The following is a 17,276-nucleotide window of genomic DNA, read 5'->3' as shown; positions in this document are numbered from 1 at the left end:
TTGGGCAAATCCACAATTTTTATGGGATTTGCCCCTGGCCGGGACGTTCACCTTTCTTGCTTTTTTCGGCTATCGACGCTATGATTTCCCCCCGTGCGCATACGGAGCGCGGTTGCGCGGCGACGGGACGCTGCCGGCGCCGGGGAGGAGCACCGGGCCGCCGGGTACTCCGGGAGTACCCAGTACCCGGTCGCGCGCCGGATCTTCGTGACACCGTCAGTTGCAGACACGTGATACCGCATGGCCGGTTTTGCCCAGCCAGTTCCCAAGGATTGCCGAATGCCCATTTCGCTGACGATCCGGCGGCTTCTGTCGATACAGCCCATCGACCTGCCGGTCTTCCATCCCATAGCCCTCAAGCTGATCCACCTGCTCTCCGACCTCGATTACACCATAGACGAACTGGCGGACACGGCCAACGACGACCAAGCCCTTGCCGGCCAGATCCTGAATATGGCCAATTCGTCCAGCTACAGCGGGCGGGTCAAGGTGGAGACGATCAAGGACGCCCTGATCCGGCTGGGGGCGCATCACGTGTCCAACCTGGCCATGGCGGCCTCCCAGGCTGCGCTCCACGCCTCGCACAACGGCACGGTCAACGCCATCATGCAGGAGTTGTGGCTCCATTCCCACGGCTGCGCCGTCGGCTGCCGCTGGGTCGCCATGAACACCGGCAACCGCGGCCTGGCGGAGCAGGCCTACCTGGCGGGGTTGCTCCACGATGTGGGCAAGCTGTACCTGATCAAGGCCCTGGAACGGATAACCGGCGCAGGGGTCGCCCAGGCCGCGCTGGAGCGGGAGCTGCTCCTGGAGATCTTCGGCGAACTGCACGTGGAGCAGGGCACCCGCCTGATGGAGCATTGGAACATGCCCGCCGTGTATCGCGCGGCCGTGGACCGGCATTCCGGTGAGCATTTCGATCCCGATGACACGGTCCTTGCCATCGTCCGGCTCGTGAACGCGGCCACCAGGACCTGCGGCCTGAGCCTGGGCGCCGAGCCGGACCGGCCGCTCGTGGAATTCCCCGAAGCGGCCCGGCTCGGCCTGGACGAACAACTGATCGCAGAACTCGGGAAGGTGCTGGATGGGTCCCGCCGCGTTTCTTTCCTGCCTGCTCCGGCATGATGCGCCGGCCGGCCCCCGCGTTCCCCGATGGTGAAGGGTGAGAGGTCATGACGACGAAACATCTGAAAATGGCGTGCCTTCTGGCGCTCGTCGTTGTCGGCGTTGCCCGGCGGGATGCCTGCTCCTTCTGCTTCGATGAGGCCGGAGAGATGTACGGCATCAACCCGCTGGTATTGCGGGCCATCGCCAAGGTCGAGTCGAATTTCGCCCCGGAAACGATCAACAGGAACAGCAACGGGACCTTCGATATCGGGCTGATGCAGATCAACACCATCTGGAAGCCGGTGCTCGGGGAAAAACGGTGGCAACATCTCGGAGACGCCTGTTACAATACGAAGACCGGGGCCTGGATACTGGCCACCTGCATCAGCAAATACGGCTACAACTGGAAGGCCATCGGTTGCTACAACAGCCAAACGCCGGGAAAAAGCGAAGTCTATGCCAAGAAGGTCTTCGACCGCCTCAAGCAACTGGAGCGCCATAAAGAGCCCCAGCCGGTGGACAGCACCATGAAAGCGGTCATGCTGGGCCAGATCAACGACCTGGTGGAATCCGCACAACAGGGAAGGGCGGAAAAAAAGGTCGTCAAGTTCGTCCCCTATGTGCGCGTCCCCCGCCAGACCCTGCGCAACCCGCCACCCGCTCCCGGGGATACGACCCCGCAGGAGTTCTCGCGCTAGCGCACCCGGGGACTTTTTGCTCCCGCCATGGCGCACCCGGCAGTTCTCCCCCCATTGAGCTTCCGCCCGTTTCAGTGCTAAGTCGTTGAAAAGTATACGTTGACACGTTCCGGTGGCAGAGGTACGCTCCTTGCCGGCTCCCCATGCCGCACGCTCCCCATGTGCCCCAGCCCTCGTTCCCTGTGTCCGTTGCGTCGAGTTGTCGAAAGGATGTTCAACCCGTATGAGACCTTCCGGATGTAACGGTACCGCCATCCCTCCGCCCCTCCCGTCTCTCCGGAAAACCACTCTCTTCCGCTGGCCGGGGCGGTGTCTCGCCCAGGCGCTCGTTTGCTGTCGTGCCCTGTCGGCACCCCCCCTGGCGGCCGCCGCGGTGCTGGCTTTTTTTCTTGCGGGCATTGCCGCCGCGCCGGCGACAGCGGCGGAATGGCGCGACAAGATCGTCGTGGGCCATATGAACAACTACCCTCCGTACCAGTTTTTGGACAAGGACGGGCAGCCGGCCGGGTTCACCATTGACTTGGCCAGGGCCGTGGCAGACGTGATGGGGCTGAAGGTGGAGATCCGGGTCGGGCCCCTGGCAGATGTGCTGGACTGGCTCGTGACGGGGCGGGTGGACCTGATCGCCGGGGTCAACAACACGGAGCAGAGATCCAGGATCATGGACTTTTCGGCGCCCCATGCCATCGTCAATCAGACGATCTTCGCCCGCAGGGGGACGCCGATGGTGAGTTCGCTGCAGGAGTTGCGCGGCAAAAAGGTCCTGCTGCTCCGCAACGGCAGCATGTTCGACTACCTGAGCCCGATCTGCGACCCGCGCGACCTGATACCGACCAATACCCACGCCGAGGCGCTTCGCCTGCTTGCCGCGGGGAACGCCGATTACGCCGTCGTGGCCATGCTCCCCGGCACGTACATCATCCGCGAAAACAAGCTGACCAATCTGGTGCCGGTTGCAAAAAACGTCGTGACCCAGCGGCTTTCCTTTGCCGTCGGGAAGGGGAATACCGAACTGTTGTCGCGCTTCAACGAGGGGCTTACCATCCTCAAGAAGACCGGTCAGTACGACGCGATCTACAACAAATGGCTCGGCGTCCTGGAACCACGGAGGATTTCCGGGGCGGCGATAGCGAAATCGGCTTCGGCGGTCATCATTGTCCTCTCGGTCGTCCTGGGGGGGATGGTCCTCTGGTCCTATTCGCTGAAGGAAAAGGTCCGGCAGCGAACCGAATCGCTTTCCCGGGCGCTGGAGGAGCTGCGCCTCAACCAGCAGCAACTGGTTCAGGCCGGCAAGATGGCCGCACTCGGGACCCTCGTTTCCGGCGTGGCCCACGAGATCAACAACCCCAACGGCCTGACCCTCCTCCACATGCCGTTTATCCAGAGATCCCACCGGGATGCGGTGCGCATCCTCGAAGAACACTACCGCGCCCACGGTGACTTCCCCATTGGCGGCATCCCCTATACGGAACTGCGGGAGGAACTGCCCCGGGTGCTCGACGAGATCTACGAAGGGGCCCGGCGAATCAAGCGGATCGTGAACGGCCTCAAGGATTTCGCCCGGCGTGACGATGCCGGCGACAGGGAATGCCTCGACGTCAACGCGGTGGCCCGGACGGCGATTCAACTCGTCGGGCCCACCATCAGCAGCTCAACCGGTACCTTCATCGTTGACTTCGCAGACGGCCTCCCCGGCATCTCCGGCAACGCCCAGCAGATCGAGCAGGTGGTCGTGAACCTGATAATAAACGCCTGCCAGGCCCTTCCCGACAGCGGCCGGAGCATCTTCCTCGCCACACGTTTCGACCCCGCCGCCGGGACCGTGATCGTCCGGATACGGGACGAGGGGGTCGGCATCGCCCCCGAGCAGTTGCCCCACGTGACCGATCCGTTCTTCACCACCAAACGGACCCGCGGCGGAACCGGTCTCGGACTGTCGATCTCGGCCGGCATCGTCAAAGACCACGGCGGGACCCTGGCGTTCGATTCGGCGCCCAACCGGGGAACCACGGTAACCCTGTCGTTTCCCTGCGCACAGGAGGTTGACAGCGTATGAACAAATATCCGTCGTTTGGCATTCTCATCATCGATGACGAACCGGCATGGCTCAAAGGGCTCTCCCTGACGCTCAAGAGCAGCGCGGGGGTCACCAATACGTTCATGTGCCAGGATGGCAGGGAGGCCATGTCGATCATAGACCGGGGGGGGATCGGCCTCGTCCTCCTGGATCTCACCATGCCCCATCTCCCCGGCGAAGAGCTTCTCAAGCAGATAGGAGAACGCCACCCCGAGATCACGACCATCATCGTGAGCGGCCTGAACCAGTTGGATACGGCCGTCAGGTGCATGAAGCTCGGCGCGTACGACTATTTCATCAAAACCGATGAAGAGGACCGGATCGTGGGGGGCGTGCTGCGTGCCGTCAGGATGCTGGAAATGCGGCGGGAATACCAGGAGATGTCCGATCACCTCGTTTCCGGGACGCTGAGCCACCCGGAGGCCTTTGCCGGAATCATCACCCGCGACCACGCCATGCAGGCGGTATTCGCCTATATCGAGGCGGTGGCCGGAAGCCCGCAACCGCTCATGATTACCGGAGAAAGCGGCGTCGGCAAGGAGCTTCTGGCCAAGGCGGTCCACCAACTCGGCGCCCGCAGGGGCAAGCTGGTGACGGTGAACGTTGCCGGGCTGGATGACGCCGTCTTTTCCGACACCCTCTTCGGCCACGTGCGCGGCGCCTTTACCGGCGCCGACGGCGTGCGCAACGGCATGGTGGAGGAGGCCGCCAACGGCACCCTCTTCCTGGACGAGATCGGGGACCTGGCCATCCCTTCCCAGGTCAAACTGCTGCGCCTCCTCCAGGAGGGGGAGTACTTTCCCCTCGGCAGCGACCACCCGAAACGCCTCTCGGCGCGCATCGTGGTTGCCACCCACCAGGACCTGGCGGCCAAGGAGGCGGCCGGGACCTTCCGGCGCGATCTCTATTATCGGCTGCGCACCCATTTTATCGAGGTGCCGCCGCTTCGGAAGCGCAAGGACGATCTCCGCTTTCTGATGGAACATTTCCTGGAGGAAGCGGCCCGGGTGCTCGGCAGGGAAATGCCGACGCTCCCCCCGGAGTTGATGCCGTTGCTGATGACGTACCCGTTCCCGGGGAACGTCAGGGAACTGAAGTCAATGGTGTATGACGCCGTCAGTCTCCACAAGGGGGGCGTTCTCTCCGTGAACCATTTTCGCCGCGCCATAGGGCAGGCGGCACACGATCCGGAAAAAACGGGGGTGCATCCCCGGGAAAACCCCTTTGCCCACTTCGAGAGCCTGCCCACCTTCACCCAGGCCGCCGAGCTCCTCATCGACGAGGCCCTCTCCCGCGCCAACGGCAACCAGACGGTTGCCGCGCGCCTGCTCACCATCTCCCAGCCATCCCTCTGGAAACGCATCAAACGTGGACATCGCTGACCGTTATTCCCAAAGGCTATTGAACGATAGCTTTTGGGAATAACCGCGGTAACTCACGGTATTCACTGCATTGTTCGCCTTTGTTTTTCGCCGGTGATTGCCAGAGTCAATACCCGCCTTTCACGCTCCATTTGATCCTGTTAAAAAAACTCAAACAAATCAATAGGCTGTGGTCCGCTGGACATTGGCATTCTTGATGCTAAACACGCAAAGGCCTGGCGACACCACGTTGCCTGCGGCAACACCGGACCGCTCCCCTTTCTCCCGGGCGTTTTGTCCGTGGGCGCGACGGCAGCCAGGGCTTCAGGTCGTGAGCGGATACCCGGTATCCGTATTTTCATTCTTCAGGGAGGTAGTTAGAGTATGCAGGAAGTTGACACGGGAACGAATCAGGAGGCGGAAACCGGCAACGGTGCCATGAGCCGCCGCGGTTTCCTCCAGACCGTCGGCGGCATGGGGGCGCTCGCGGCCACCTCGGGGCTGGCGTTGAATCTTCTGGGCCGGGATGCGGATGCCGCGGCCGTCCGCCCTCTGCCCAAAAGTTGGGACGAGGAGATCGACGTCGTCATTATCGGCTCGGGCTTTGCCGGGCTCTCCGCGGCGGCCGAAGCCGCTTCCCGGGGAAGCAGCGTCGTCATCCTGGAGAAGATGCCGATCTTCGGCGGCAACTCCATCATCAACGGCGGCGGTTACAACGCCTGGACCGACAAGCTCAAGTTGCGCCAGAAGCTCGATCGCGGCGACGACAGTGTGGAACTGCACGTCAAGGACACCCTCAAAGGGGGAGACTTCTACAACGACCCCGAATTGGTGCGGATGATGGTCGAGGGGTCCCCGGTGGCGCTTGACTGGATGATCGATGAAGGGGGCCTCAAGCTGAAAGAGGTCCTGAACCGCATCGGCGGCCATTCGGCCTACCGCGGCCATGTCACGCTCGACGGGACCGGACGGGGCTTCGTGTACGCGCTCAAGAAGATTGCGGACCGTTCCGGGGCCAGGATGCGCCTGGGGACGAAGGTGAGTTGGATCTGGCGCAAAGATCCCGCCAGCCCGGTGCTGGGCGTGGAGGTGGAAACACGCAAGGGGAAACGCAATATCAAGGTGAAACAGGCGCTCATCATCGCCTCCGGCGGTTTCGGCCGGGACGTCAAGATGCGCCAGATGTTCAATCCCAGCATCACCGCGGCGTTCAACTGCACCAACCAACCCGGCGCCACGGGAGAGGTGATCCGCTTTGCCCAGGCCATCGGCGCCGACTCCCTCCAACTGTGCTTCATCCAGTTGTACCCCACCGCCGACCCGGACAGCGGCACCCTCGACCGCTATGCGCTCTATCCGTCCCGCTCCCCCGGCAACGGCTCCGTGTTCGTCAACAAGCTCGGCAAGCGTTTCGTCAGCGAGCTGGAGCGGCGCGACAACGTGGCGCGGGCCGAGATCAATACCGGTATGAAGCGCGCCTTCACCGTGTTCGGCGAAAAGATGATCCCCAAGATGACCACCATGGAAGAGGTCAACGAAGGCATCGCCGCGGGACGCGTCTGGAAGGCCAACACCCTGGCGGAGTTGGCCAAGCAGATGGACGTGCCGGCGGCCGCGCTCGAAGAGACGGTCGCGAAACACAACGGCTACCTCAAGGCGGGCAAGGACCCCGAGTTCAACAAGCCGTTCACGCCGCAGATGATGGCGCTCGAAGGCCCCTACTACAGCGTCGCCCAATGGCCGGCGGTCCACCATTGCATGGGAGGGCTCAGGATCAACGCCCTGGGGCAGGTCATCGACATCTGGGGGAGCCCGATTCCCCACCTGTATGCCGCCGGCGAGGTCACGGGGGGCGTGCACGGCTCCAACCGCCTGGGCGCCAACGCCGGGCCCGACGCCGTGGTTTTCGGCCGCATCGCCGGAGCGAACGCGGCCAGGGAAAAGGCCTGATCCATACGGTACCATTCACGTTCAATCGCTCAAAGGAGGCACGATCTTCAATGAATATACTACGCTGTTCGTCATACCTGTTCTGCCTGGCCCTGGTGGCCGGGCTCCTCGGCGCGGGGCCGCTCTTCGCGGCCGACGCCGCAAAGGGGGGCGCGTCGTGCCGGCAATGCCATAAAAACCTGGCCCAGCTCCTGCCCCAAAAACATCCGGCACTATCCGGCACCTCCCTCGGCGCCTGTCTGAAGTGCCACCTGTCCAAAGCGGCGGGAAAGCCGGAGAAGAACGCCTTTTTCACCGGATTGCACGTTGCCCATGCCAAGGCTGCGCCCAAGGTGCCCTGCACCGCCTGTCACGTGTACAAGCCGGGCAAGGTGTTCGGGCTTGCCGGCACCAAGACCTCCTGGGGCAAACCGGCCCAGGCCGATATGGCCCTGATCGAGGAAAAAACCGTGTCGTGGGCCGGCTCTGCGCATCTGGACGCGATCCATGCCAAAAGCAACGTGGGGTGTGGGGCCTGCCACGGCAAGGGATTGCCGGAGAAGGGGGCCGAAGTGGCGAACGAACGCTGCCTCGCCTGTCACGGCAGCTATGAGGAGTTGGCGGCCAAGACCACATCCGCCAAACCTCCCGTGCGCAACCCGCACAAATCCCACCTGGGAGAGATCGGCTGCACGGTCTGCCATCGGGCGCACGACGTTTCGGAGGCCTATTGCAACGGTTGCCATGCCAAGATCAACATGAAGATTCCGGGAGGGAAGTAGCCCCGGGGGCTCTGAAGCCCTGGGCATTGCGCTGCAGGCACGGCAAGAAAGGCGGCTCTCCCGTGCGGAAGGCCGCCTTTCTTTGCTGGGAACGGGTAGTTGCGGGCATCGGGGCGTTGTCGGCACGCTTGTCCTTGGCTCCCGCGCCAATTGGTGGTATGGTGCCTCCAGCTCGCAGCGCCACGGAGACCTACGCCCAATGCCCCAAAGCCCCCATCCCTTCCAGACCCTTGTCCCCGCTTTCATCATGGATGCCGTTGAAAGCCAGGGGTTTCGCTGCGATTGCCGCACCCTTGCCCTGAACAGTTACGAGAACCGCGTGTACCAGGTCGGCATCGAGGACGGGCTGCCGCTGATCGCCAAGTTCTACCGCCCCGGCCGCTGGAGCGACGCGCAGATCGTCGAGGAACACCGCTTCTGCTTTGAACTGGCCGAACACGAACTGCCGGTGGTGGCCCCCTGGACCAATGCCGCCGGCGAGAGCCTCTTTCACCACGACGGATTCCGGTTCGCCCTGTACCCGCGCCAGGGGGGGCATGCCCCGGAGTTCGACAACCTGGACAACCTGCTGATCCTCGGCCGCATGCTGGGCCGCATCCATCTCATCGGGGCCGTGCAGCCGTTCGCCTGCCGGCCTGTCCTCGACAGCCGGAGTTTCGGCCATGCCAGCGTGGCACTGATCCGCGAACGCTTCATCCCGGAGGAGTACCGGGCAAGTTACACCGCCGTGACCGATCAACTGCTGGAGGCGGTGGACGGCATCCTGGCCGAGGTCGGGCCGGTCCGCTACCTCCGCTCCCACGGCGACTGCCACAGCGGCAACATCCTGTGGCGCGACAATGCCCCCCACTTCGTGGATTTCGATGACGCGCGCATGGCCCCGGCGGTTCAGGATCTCTGGATGATGCTTTCCGGCGACCGCCAGCGCCGGATCGCCCAACTGGAGGTGCTGGCGGAGGGGTATAACGAGTTCTTCGACTTCAATCCCGCGGAGCTGCGCCTGGTCGAGGTCCTGCGCGCCCTGCGCATGCTCCATTACAGCGCCTGGCTCGCCAGCCGCTGGGAAGACCCGGTCTTTCCCGCCACGTTCCCCTGGTTCAATACCGTCCGCTACTGGGGGGAGCACATCCTCGACCTGCGCGAGCAACTGGCCGCCCTTGCGGAGCCGCCGCTGGAGCTGGGCTAGCGCTTTCCGGCCGGGAGCCTGCGCCGCTGCGCAGGCCCGTTCCGGGCATAAAAAAGGGGACTCGCGGGAGTCCCTTTTTTAAAAGATTCTGGCTGGCACCAGCCTGTTTCGCTGCCTCTTCCGCCACGAAACAGCGCGGCCGCCCGGCATCCCGTCCGCCATCGCCCCTTGCCCCCAAAGGCAAGGCTACCCGCAGCGGAGCAGCTTTTTGCCGTCCTGGAACAGCACCTGCATCTTGTTGGGCGCGGCGACCGCCTTGACGACGCCGAGGCCGAACACCGGGTGCGCCACCAGGCTGTTCACGCGGAACTTGCCGTTCATGTCGTAGGGAAGCGCCCGCTCCGGCTCCATGGCCGGGCTGAGGGCCTCCCACTCTTCCCGTTCGGCTGCCGCCGGGTCCTTCCTCGTTTTGCGGGGGGCGGCGGTTGCTGCCGTCCGGGCGGTCCGTGCCGCCGGCTCCCTGGCCGCCTTCTCGCCGTGGTAGTTATGCATCCCGCGGCAGGTGTTGCACTCGACCCTGATGATTTTTTCCCCGACCATGGCGACGATCGTATGATTGAGCACCGCCCGGCAGCGCGTGCAGCGCGCCTCGATACAATCCCCCGCCGCTAGTTTTTTGGTTGCCATACTGCTCCCCCGTATTCCCGACGATTAAATTTCCATCATTCATCACAATAAAAAAACTCCGGACTGCTCCGGAGCATGATGTGGCGACGCACGTGACACGGTCTGCACCGTGATGTCGTCGTCCACGGATGTTACCAGCGTACCAGCTTTGCCGGGTCGCTGTCAAACAAAAGGGCGTGCCGCCCCGGCGGACGTCGGGCGCGGCACGGGCATCTCCGTGAAATACGGCGGGAAACGGTGCCGCGCATTGTTGTTCCTGCCCCCGGCAGGGGGGCGGGCACAACGGAGAAGTGGTCCGGCACCACCCGCCGCTGAATACCGGCTGGTCATTCGTCCCGATTTCGGGTATACCAGCAAGAAGATGGCAACTTGCCGGTACATGGTCCCGAACGTATGACACCCAATCAGGAAACACAACTGATGGATGCGTGCCGCATCCTGTTCCCCACGGCGGAGGTCACCAGGGACTTTCTCTGCTACATCCAGCCGGAGGGGCTGAAGAACGCGTATCGGAACCGCGCCCGGGAGTGCCATCCCGACGCCTGCGGCGGGGTGGGTGACCCGTTCCGGCGCACGGAGCTGTTCCGCCGCTCGGTCGAGGCCTACAAGCTGCTGAGCGACTACCTCAAGACCCGGAAGCCCGCCGTGATTCACCTGCGCCGCGGGCACGGCACCAAGCCCGTCCTCTCCCAGGCCCCGGTCGCCGAACGTGCCGAGGGCGAGCAGTACTACGAAGGGGAGCTCCCCGCCATCGAATTGAAGTTGGGGCTCTATCTCTACTACCGCGGCGTCGTGTCCTACCAGGCGGTGGTGCGCGCGCTCATGTGGCAGCGCGATCTGCGCCCTCCGCTGGGGGATTACGCCTGCAGGTGGGGGTGGCTCAGGGAAGAGGATGTGGCGGCGATCCTGCGCGCGACCCATATCGTCGGTTCGTTCGGCGAGCGGGCGGTGGCGCTGGGGTTGCTTTCCCCGTCGCAACTCAATATCATTCTGCTGCATCAACGGTCGATGCAGCAGCCCCTCGGCCGTTATTTCGTCGTAAACTCCCTGGTGTCCGAGCCGGCCCTGCGCCACCATCTGCGCGAACTCACCCGCCATAATCGCCAGGTACGCGAATCCCGGCCCTGATCCGAACCGAGTCGCGAAAAGCCTTCCGCATACAATCAGAGATTGCATTCGGGCAATTTTTTTGTAATCTTGTGCATCACTGTAAACACGAAGCCGCATTGATCCGGCCACCGGGAACCCCTCATGGAACTCCGCAGCATCAAAGCAAAGTTCATTACCATCATCGTCCTTGTGTACCTGGCGGTCGGTGTGGTGACGCTGTTTGCCTTTTACAGCGGGAGCAATCGCATCATCGCCGTTTTTGCCCAGCGTTTCGCCACCAAGGAAGCCCTGCTGGAGAAAAACAAAATCATTTCCATCATCGACCGGGAGGTGGCCCTGGCCCGGAAGATGTCCGACGATCCGGTCCTGAAGAACTGGGCCGTGGCGGAGGCGGACCCCCGGCAGAGGCGGGAGGCCCTGGAGCAGCTGGAAAGCTACCGGCGCTCGTTCCGGGACCGCAGCTGCAACATAACCCTCGCCGCCTCCCGCACTTACTACTCCATCTCGGAGGGGGACAAGCGGGGCGCTCCCAAGACCACGGTCCTGCACGCCGGCAACCCGGCGGACGCGTGGTACTTCGCCACCATGCGCGAGGTGGACGGCTACGCCCTCAACCTGGACTACGACCGCCTGATCGACAAGAGCAAGGTGTGGATCAACGCCATCATGAAGGGAGCGGACGGCAAAAAGATCGGCATCGCCAGCAGCGGCCTCGACATCACCGACTTCCTCAACGAAATCGTCTATTCCAAGGAAAAGGGGCTCTCGACCATACTCATCGACCGCTCCGGCATTGTCCAGGCCCACGAAAACCGCAAGATCGTGGAACACAACGCCAACGAACGGGACAAGGACAAGAAGGTCACCATCTACAGCCTGATGGACGAACGCGGGAAACGGGAGGAGTTGCGTGCGGCCATCGCCACGCTGGCCTCCCAGAAGAGCGAGGTGGTGGCGTTCCCCGCCCGCTTCGGCGGCAAGAACTACCTGGCGGCCATCTCCTTCATGCCGGGGGTGGACTGGTTCAACGTAGTCCTGGTGGATGTCTCCCGCGTCATCAGCATGGGGGAATTCCTGCCCATCGTCGTCATCATGTTTGCTTCGCTGCTGCTGGTGATCGTGACCATCGCCCTCCTCATGAACCGCATGGTGCTGGCGCCGCTTACCAACCTGTCGGCCGCCACGCGCCAGGTCGCCGGCGGGCGCTACGACATCACGCTGCCGGTCACGCGGCGGGACGAGATCGGCGAACTGACGGCCACCTTCAACGCCATGACCGGGACGGTCGCCGATTACACCAACAATCTGGAGGCCAAGGTCAGGGAGCGGACGGACGAGCTCTCCACCGCCAACCGGATGCTGGAGGAGTCCCGCAACCGGATCATGGAGAGCATCAGTTATGCGCGCACGCTCCAGACCTCGATCCTGCCCGAAGCGGAGCTCATGGCGCGCTGCCTGGGCGAGCACTGCGTGCTGTACCGTCCCAAGGAGATCGTGGGGGGGGATTTCTACTACCTGCGGGAGTTCCCGGGCCACAGCCTTCTGGCGTGCATCGACTGCACCGGCCACGGCGTCCCCGGCGCCTTCATGACCATGACCGTCAACTCGGTCATGAACCACGTGGTCGATGTGATCTGTTCCGACGACCCGGCCCGTATCCTGCGGGAATTGAACCGCGTCATGCAGCAGACGCTGCGGCTGCGGGACGTGGATGCCGGGTTCGATATCGCCCTCTGCCTGCTCGACCGGCGGGCCGGGCGGCTCCTGTTCGCCGGGGCGGGGCTGTCGCTCTACATCGCCTCGGCTCAAGGGGTGCGCGAAATCAAGGGGGACCACCAGCGGGTGGGCTACAAGGGCTCCAGGCAGGATTTCGCCTATACGAACCACGAGGTGGCGCTGGCCCCGGGCGACGCCTGCTATCTCACCACCGACGGACTTCTGGACGAACCGGGCGGCGACCTGCGCTACGGCTTCGGCTCGCAGCGCTTCAAGGCCATGCTGGCCGGGCAGGCCCGCCTTGCCATGCCGGCGCAGGCCGAGGCCTTCGAACGGACGTTGTCGGAGTACCGGGGCGCGAACCGGCAGCGCGACGACGTCACCCTGGTGGGGTTCCGTCCGGAGCGCCCCACAAACGATTGATCGGCCATTTCAGGCAAGGAGGCAACGATGGACCTCTTTAAGCTCAGAGAGGAATTTTCCCAGGAAGGCATCATGATGTGTTTCAACGGGCCGTTTTCCCACAGCATCATCGAGGAGATCGGCACCGCCATCAGGAACCACCTGGCGGCGGAGAACATCGCCCGCATGGCGGTGCAGGACGTGTTCGCCGTCTACATCGAGATGACCCAGAACGCCCGCAACTATCTGGTTTCGCGGGAGATCAACAGCGGAGACACCGCCTCGGCCACCATCATCATCGCCAAGCGGGGCGAGAGCTACGCCGTGACCTCCGGCAACCTGATCAAGACGGCGGACATTGCCGAACTCAGCGCGCGGATCGACGCCGTCAACGGCTATGAGCGCGACGAGCTGAAAAAACGGATCCGGCAGCAGTTGCGCAACGAGGTGCCGCCGGGGGCGTTGGGGGCGGGGATCGGGCTGATGGAAATCGCCAAGCGGGCCGTCGCCAAGCTGGAATATTCCATACGGGACATTGACGGGCAGTATGCCTTTTTTACGCTGACCGCGCAGGTGTAGGGGGAAACAGAATGAATATGCTTGATATGCCGCAGTCATCATCCACGCCGCTGATCCGGTTCGACCTTGCCGAGCGGAAGATGCGCATCTCGGGGGAGTCCTACCCCGAGAACTCCTTCGGCTTCTATGCCCCGGTTTTCGACTGGGTGAAGGAGTACCTCGCCGGTGCGGACGAGCTTCATCTCGACATCGACATCAGCTATATGAACAGCAGCAGCACCAAGTGCGTGCTCGACCTGCTCGACCTCCTGGAGGACGCCCATGCCAGGGGGGCCAAGGTGGACATCGTCTGGCGCTACGATACGGAGAATCCCCGTTCCCTCGATTTGGCCGAAGAGTTCCAGGAAGAGGTTACGCTGCCGTTTTCCATTGTTGCCGCCACCGAATAGGGAGGCGCCATGGCCCGCAAAAAAACGAAAATAGCGGCGACGGACCCCACCCTGGAGCGGGCCGGCCGCATCCTTGCCGAGTCCTCCTCCCCGCCACCGGACCTGATGGCCGAGTACGGCGCCCTTGCCGAGGGCTACCGCGCGCTCCTGCGCAAGCTGAACAAGACGCTGGTCATCAGCGACACCTACCAGATGCAGCTCCGGGAGATGATGAAGCAGATCGAGGACACCACCTACAAGTACCGCCAGCTCAAGGACGTCGCCCTGCCGCTCTGCATCTATTGCAAGAACATCCGTACCGACAACGACTATTGGCAGCGCCTGGAAACCTATTTCGGCACCCATGCGGAGATCATGTTCAGCCACGGGATCTGCCCCGAGTGCATCAAGTCCACCACCCGGCAGCTGGGGGCGTGGCAGCACAAGGAGAAGTTCCCGGACCTGCCGGCGTCTGCGGAGCCGTCCGCCGGGCCTGCCGCGCCGGCCGCCCGGAAGCCGGCCGAGGACGAGACGCTCAAGGAGCTGCGCACCCTGCTCCAGGAGAGCGCCGCCGCCGGCAACCCGCTCACGTCCGAACTGGAGCGGGTCGTGGGCAGGCATGCCAAGCTCGTGCGGCGCTTCAACAAGATCGTTTCCATCAGCGACGGCTACCAGTCCCAGCTCATGGAGCTCAATGCCCGGCTGGAATTCTCGGCCCGGACCGACCTCCTCACCGGCCTTGCCAACCGCTGGGAGATCATGGCCCGGCTGGAGTCGGAAAAGAGCCGTTCCGAGAGGTACCACAAACACTTTTCCATCCTGCTCTGCGACCTGGACCATTTCAAGGCCATCAACGACGGCTACGGGCACATGGCCGGCGACCGCGTACTCAGGGCCATCGCCGAGGTCCTGCGCACCCATGTCCGCGCCGGGGATTTCTGCGGGCGCTGGGGAGGGGAGGAGTTTCTGGTCATCCTCCCGGAGACCGACCTGCCCAAGGCCCGGACGGTGGCGGAGAAACTCCTGGTCAATATGCGGAAAACGGCCGTGCCGTGGGAGGGACGGAAGATCACGACGACCATGAGCGTGGGGCTCGGCGCGTTCAGGCCGGGGATGAGCATCGACGAATGCCTGAAGAAGGTGGATGACGCCTTGTTCGCCGCCAAGGCCGGCGGGCGCGACCGCCTCATGATGGTAGCCGAATAGGTCCCGGCGGTGGCCGGGCGACCAAATGGCGCCCCTTGGTTGCGGCTCCCGCCGATTTGTGGTACTACTTCAAGGTGCCCGGTTTCTCCGATGGAAGCGGGGCGTAGGGACATTCTGAAACGAGGAGCCGTATAAACCATGGAACTGCTGGACGGTAAGAAGTGCGCTGAGAGCCTGGTGGCCGATATTTCCCGAAAGGTCGCCGGCTATCTCGATTCCGGCCTGCGCAAGCCGCATATGACCATCATCCTGGTCGGCACGCACGCCCCCAGCGAATCCTATGTCAAATCCAAGATCGCCTCCTGCGGCAGGGCCGGTTTCGAGGGGAACCTGATCCGCCTGCCGGAAACGGTCACGGAACAGGAACTCCTGGCGAAGATCGGCGCCATCAACAACGACCCGGGTACGGACGGCGTGATCGTCCAGCTGCCGCTGCCGTCCCATATCAACGAGCAGAACGTCATCAACGCCATCGCCCCGGAAAAGGACATCGACGGTTTCCACCCCACCAATTTCGGCCGCATGGCCCTCGGCCAGAAGGCCTTCCGCCCGGCGACCGCCTACGGCATCTGCAAGCTGCTGCAGTTCTACGACATACCGGTCAGGGGAAAGCACTGCGTGGTCATCGGCCGCTCGAACATCGTCGGCAAGCCGATCTCCATCATGCTGGCCAATGACTTCGACATCGGCAACGCCACCGTCACCCTGACCCACATCGAGACCCCACGGCCGCTCCTGCTGGACGAGACGCGCCGGGCCGACATCGTGATCGTGGCGGTGGGCATCCCCGGTTTCATCGGCGAGGACATGGTCAAGGAGGGGGTGGTGCTGATCGATGTGGGCATCAACCGCCTGGCGGACGGCAAGCTGGTGGGGGATGTGGATTTCGCCGCGGTCGCCCCGAAATGCTCCTGGATCACCCCGGTGCCGGGCGGCGTCGGCCGCATGACCGTGGCGGCCCTCATGATCAACACCCTGATGGCCTACGAAAACAATTTCAATCTGACCTGAAGCCGGCAGCTTCCGTCATAGCGGCAGAGACAATCCTGAATCCGTGACGCCTCCATGCCTTCGCTGGTCCGGCAGGCCTCAGCCCCTGCGCTTGAAGAGTTTGCGACAAGCAGTCGGGGTACGGGCCTGGTGAGTGAATTGTTACGACACGGCGACGTGCGGGCCCCGGCTCTTCCGGACACTACGCCATTCCGGCGTCACGGATTCAGGATAATGGGAGCAACGCTATGGCATGGCTGAACGGTACAATGGCTCGGATAACGCGCTGCGGGGCGGCGATACTGCTTGCAGCGCTCATGTTCTCCCCTTGCCGTGCCGTCGCCCATGTCGAGGAGGCCCCGCAGCAGGAGCGGCGCGCCGATCCCTTCCCCCGGGACGAGGGACCGGTGGTGGGGGTCGATGAACGCCTGGGCGCCAAGATCCCCCTGGATGCGACCTTTCGCGACGAGACCGGCAGGCAGGTCCGCCTGGGAGAGCTGATCACCGGGCCGACCATCATTGTCCCGGTGTACTACGGCTGCGCCAATGTGTGCAATTACCTGCAGGGGGGGCTGGCGCGGGTCCTGCCGACCCTGAAGAACCGGCCGGCGACCGAGTACCGGGTCATCTCGGTCAGCTTCGACGAGAGCGAAACCCCGCAACTGGCCGCCCGCTACAAGCGCATGTACCTGACCGCCATGAAGGTCCCCTTTCCCGAGGCCGGCTGGCGTTTTCTCACCGGCGATACCGCAAACATCCGGCGCGTGACCGATGCCGCCGGGTATCGTTTCCAGCGCCGGGGGCGGGACTTCATCCACCCGGTGACGACGCTGGTGGTCGCCGGGGACGGCACCATCGTCCGGTACCTGTACGGCACCACGTTCCTGGCCAAGGATGTCTCCCTGGCCCTGCTCGAGGCGCGGCAGGGCAAGGCGGGGGCATCCATCCGCAAAGTCATGGAATTCTGCTTCAGCTTCGATTCCGTCGGCAAGACCTATGTCTTCAATCTGCTGCGGGTGAGCGCCACGGTGGTCATCCTCTGCGCCGGGGGCTTCCTGGCCTTTTTGCTGCTGGGCGGGAAGAAGCGGAGAAAGACAGGTACGCAAGCCGATGCGGGTGGGCGGGATTAGTCGGACGC

At 63.6% G+C, this 17,276-nt stretch carries 15 protein-coding genes; 14 read left to right on the top strand and 1 reads right to left on the bottom strand.

Annotation, left to right across the window (positions count from 1 at the left end):
* The first annotated feature begins 279 nt into the window (after positions 1–279).
* The 7 genes from FO488_RS14860 (at position 280) to FO488_RS14830 (ending at position 9,140) form a co-directional block, all read left to right on the top strand.
* A complete protein-coding gene (locus FO488_RS14860) occupies positions 280–1,125 on the top strand; it encodes an HDOD domain-containing protein (RefSeq protein WP_149211272.1) in 846 nt (281 codons plus the stop codon).
* A gap of 47 nt (positions 1,126–1,172) precedes the next feature.
* The gene (locus FO488_RS14855) at positions 1,173–1,805 is read left to right on the top strand and encodes a lytic transglycosylase domain-containing protein (RefSeq protein ID WP_149211271.1); all 633 of its coding nucleotides are present in this window, start codon (positions 1,173–1,175) and stop codon (positions 1,803–1,805) included.
* Between the two features lie 223 nt (positions 1,806–2,028).
* Positions 2,029–3,861, top strand: coding sequence for a transporter substrate-binding domain-containing protein (locus tag FO488_RS14850; protein WP_149211270.1), 1,833 nt, complete (start codon positions 2,029–2,031; stop codon positions 3,859–3,861).
* Positions 3,858–5,264, top strand: a complete 1,407-nt coding sequence (locus FO488_RS14845) for a sigma-54 dependent transcriptional regulator (protein ID WP_149211269.1) — start codon at positions 3,858–3,860, stop codon at positions 5,262–5,264. The genes FO488_RS14850 and FO488_RS14845 overlap by 4 nt, the downstream gene beginning before the upstream one ends.
* A 363-nt stretch (positions 5,265–5,627) precedes the next feature.
* The gene (locus FO488_RS14840) at positions 5,628–7,193 is read left to right on the top strand and encodes a flavocytochrome c (RefSeq protein WP_205743284.1); all 1,566 of its coding nucleotides are present in this window, start codon (positions 5,628–5,630) and stop codon (positions 7,191–7,193) included.
* 50 nt (positions 7,194–7,243) lie between these two features.
* Entirely contained in the window at positions 7,244–7,954 is a 711-nt protein-coding gene (locus FO488_RS20160) for a cytochrome c3 family protein (protein WP_240731980.1), read from the top strand.
* A gap of 199 nt (positions 7,955–8,153) precedes the next feature.
* Positions 8,154–9,140: a serine/threonine protein kinase gene (locus FO488_RS14830; protein WP_149211268.1), complete on the top strand. Its 987-nt coding sequence runs from the start codon at positions 8,154–8,156 to the stop codon at positions 9,138–9,140.
* Positions 9,141–9,326: 186 nt separating this feature from the next.
* Here the strand turns inward: FO488_RS14830 and FO488_RS14825 are convergent, their stop codons facing one another.
* A complete protein-coding gene (locus FO488_RS14825; protein WP_149211267.1) occupies positions 9,327–9,767 on the bottom strand; it encodes a hypothetical protein in 441 nt (146 codons plus the stop codon).
* A gap of 393 nt (positions 9,768–10,160) precedes the next feature.
* Between FO488_RS14825 and FO488_RS14820 the strand changes: the two genes are divergently transcribed.
* The 7 genes from FO488_RS14820 (at position 10,161) to FO488_RS14790 (ending at position 17,268) form a co-directional block, all read left to right on the top strand.
* Positions 10,161–10,895 (top strand): J domain-containing protein, encoded by a 735-nt coding sequence (locus FO488_RS14820; protein ID WP_149211266.1) that lies wholly within the window; start codon positions 10,161–10,163, stop codon positions 10,893–10,895.
* A gap of 123 nt (positions 10,896–11,018) precedes the next feature.
* Complete coding sequence (locus tag FO488_RS14815) at positions 11,019–13,016, top strand: SpoIIE family protein phosphatase (protein WP_149211265.1); 1,998 nt, start codon at positions 11,019–11,021, stop codon at positions 13,014–13,016.
* A gap of 27 nt (positions 13,017–13,043) precedes the next feature.
* Positions 13,044–13,574, top strand: a complete 531-nt coding sequence (locus FO488_RS14810; RefSeq protein ID WP_149211264.1) for a SiaB family protein kinase — start codon at positions 13,044–13,046, stop codon at positions 13,572–13,574.
* Between the two features lie 11 nt (positions 13,575–13,585).
* Positions 13,586–13,963 carry a DUF1987 domain-containing protein gene (locus tag FO488_RS14805; RefSeq protein ID WP_149211263.1) on the top strand — a complete coding sequence of 126 codons (378 nt, stop codon included), beginning with the start codon at positions 13,586–13,588 and terminating at the stop codon, positions 13,961–13,963.
* A 9-nt stretch (positions 13,964–13,972) separates the two neighbouring features.
* On the top strand, positions 13,973–15,148 hold the full coding sequence (locus FO488_RS14800; RefSeq protein WP_149211262.1) for a diguanylate cyclase: 1,176 nt from the start codon (positions 13,973–13,975) through the stop codon (positions 15,146–15,148).
* 138 nt (positions 15,149–15,286) lie between these two features.
* Positions 15,287–16,159: a bifunctional 5,10-methylenetetrahydrofolate dehydrogenase/5,10-methenyltetrahydrofolate cyclohydrolase gene (locus FO488_RS14795; RefSeq protein WP_149211261.1), complete on the top strand. Its 873-nt coding sequence runs from the start codon at positions 15,287–15,289 to the stop codon at positions 16,157–16,159.
* 248 nt (positions 16,160–16,407) lie between these two features.
* Entirely contained in the window at positions 16,408–17,268 is an 861-nt protein-coding gene (locus FO488_RS14790) for an SCO family protein (RefSeq protein ID WP_149211260.1), read from the top strand.
* Positions 17,269–17,276: the final 8 nt, after the last annotated feature.

The organism is Geobacter sp. FeAm09 (assembly GCF_008330225.1).
GTDB lineage: Bacteria > Desulfobacterota > Desulfuromonadia > Geobacterales > Pseudopelobacteraceae > Oryzomonas.
This window is presented reverse-complemented; position numbering and strand designations above follow the sequence as displayed.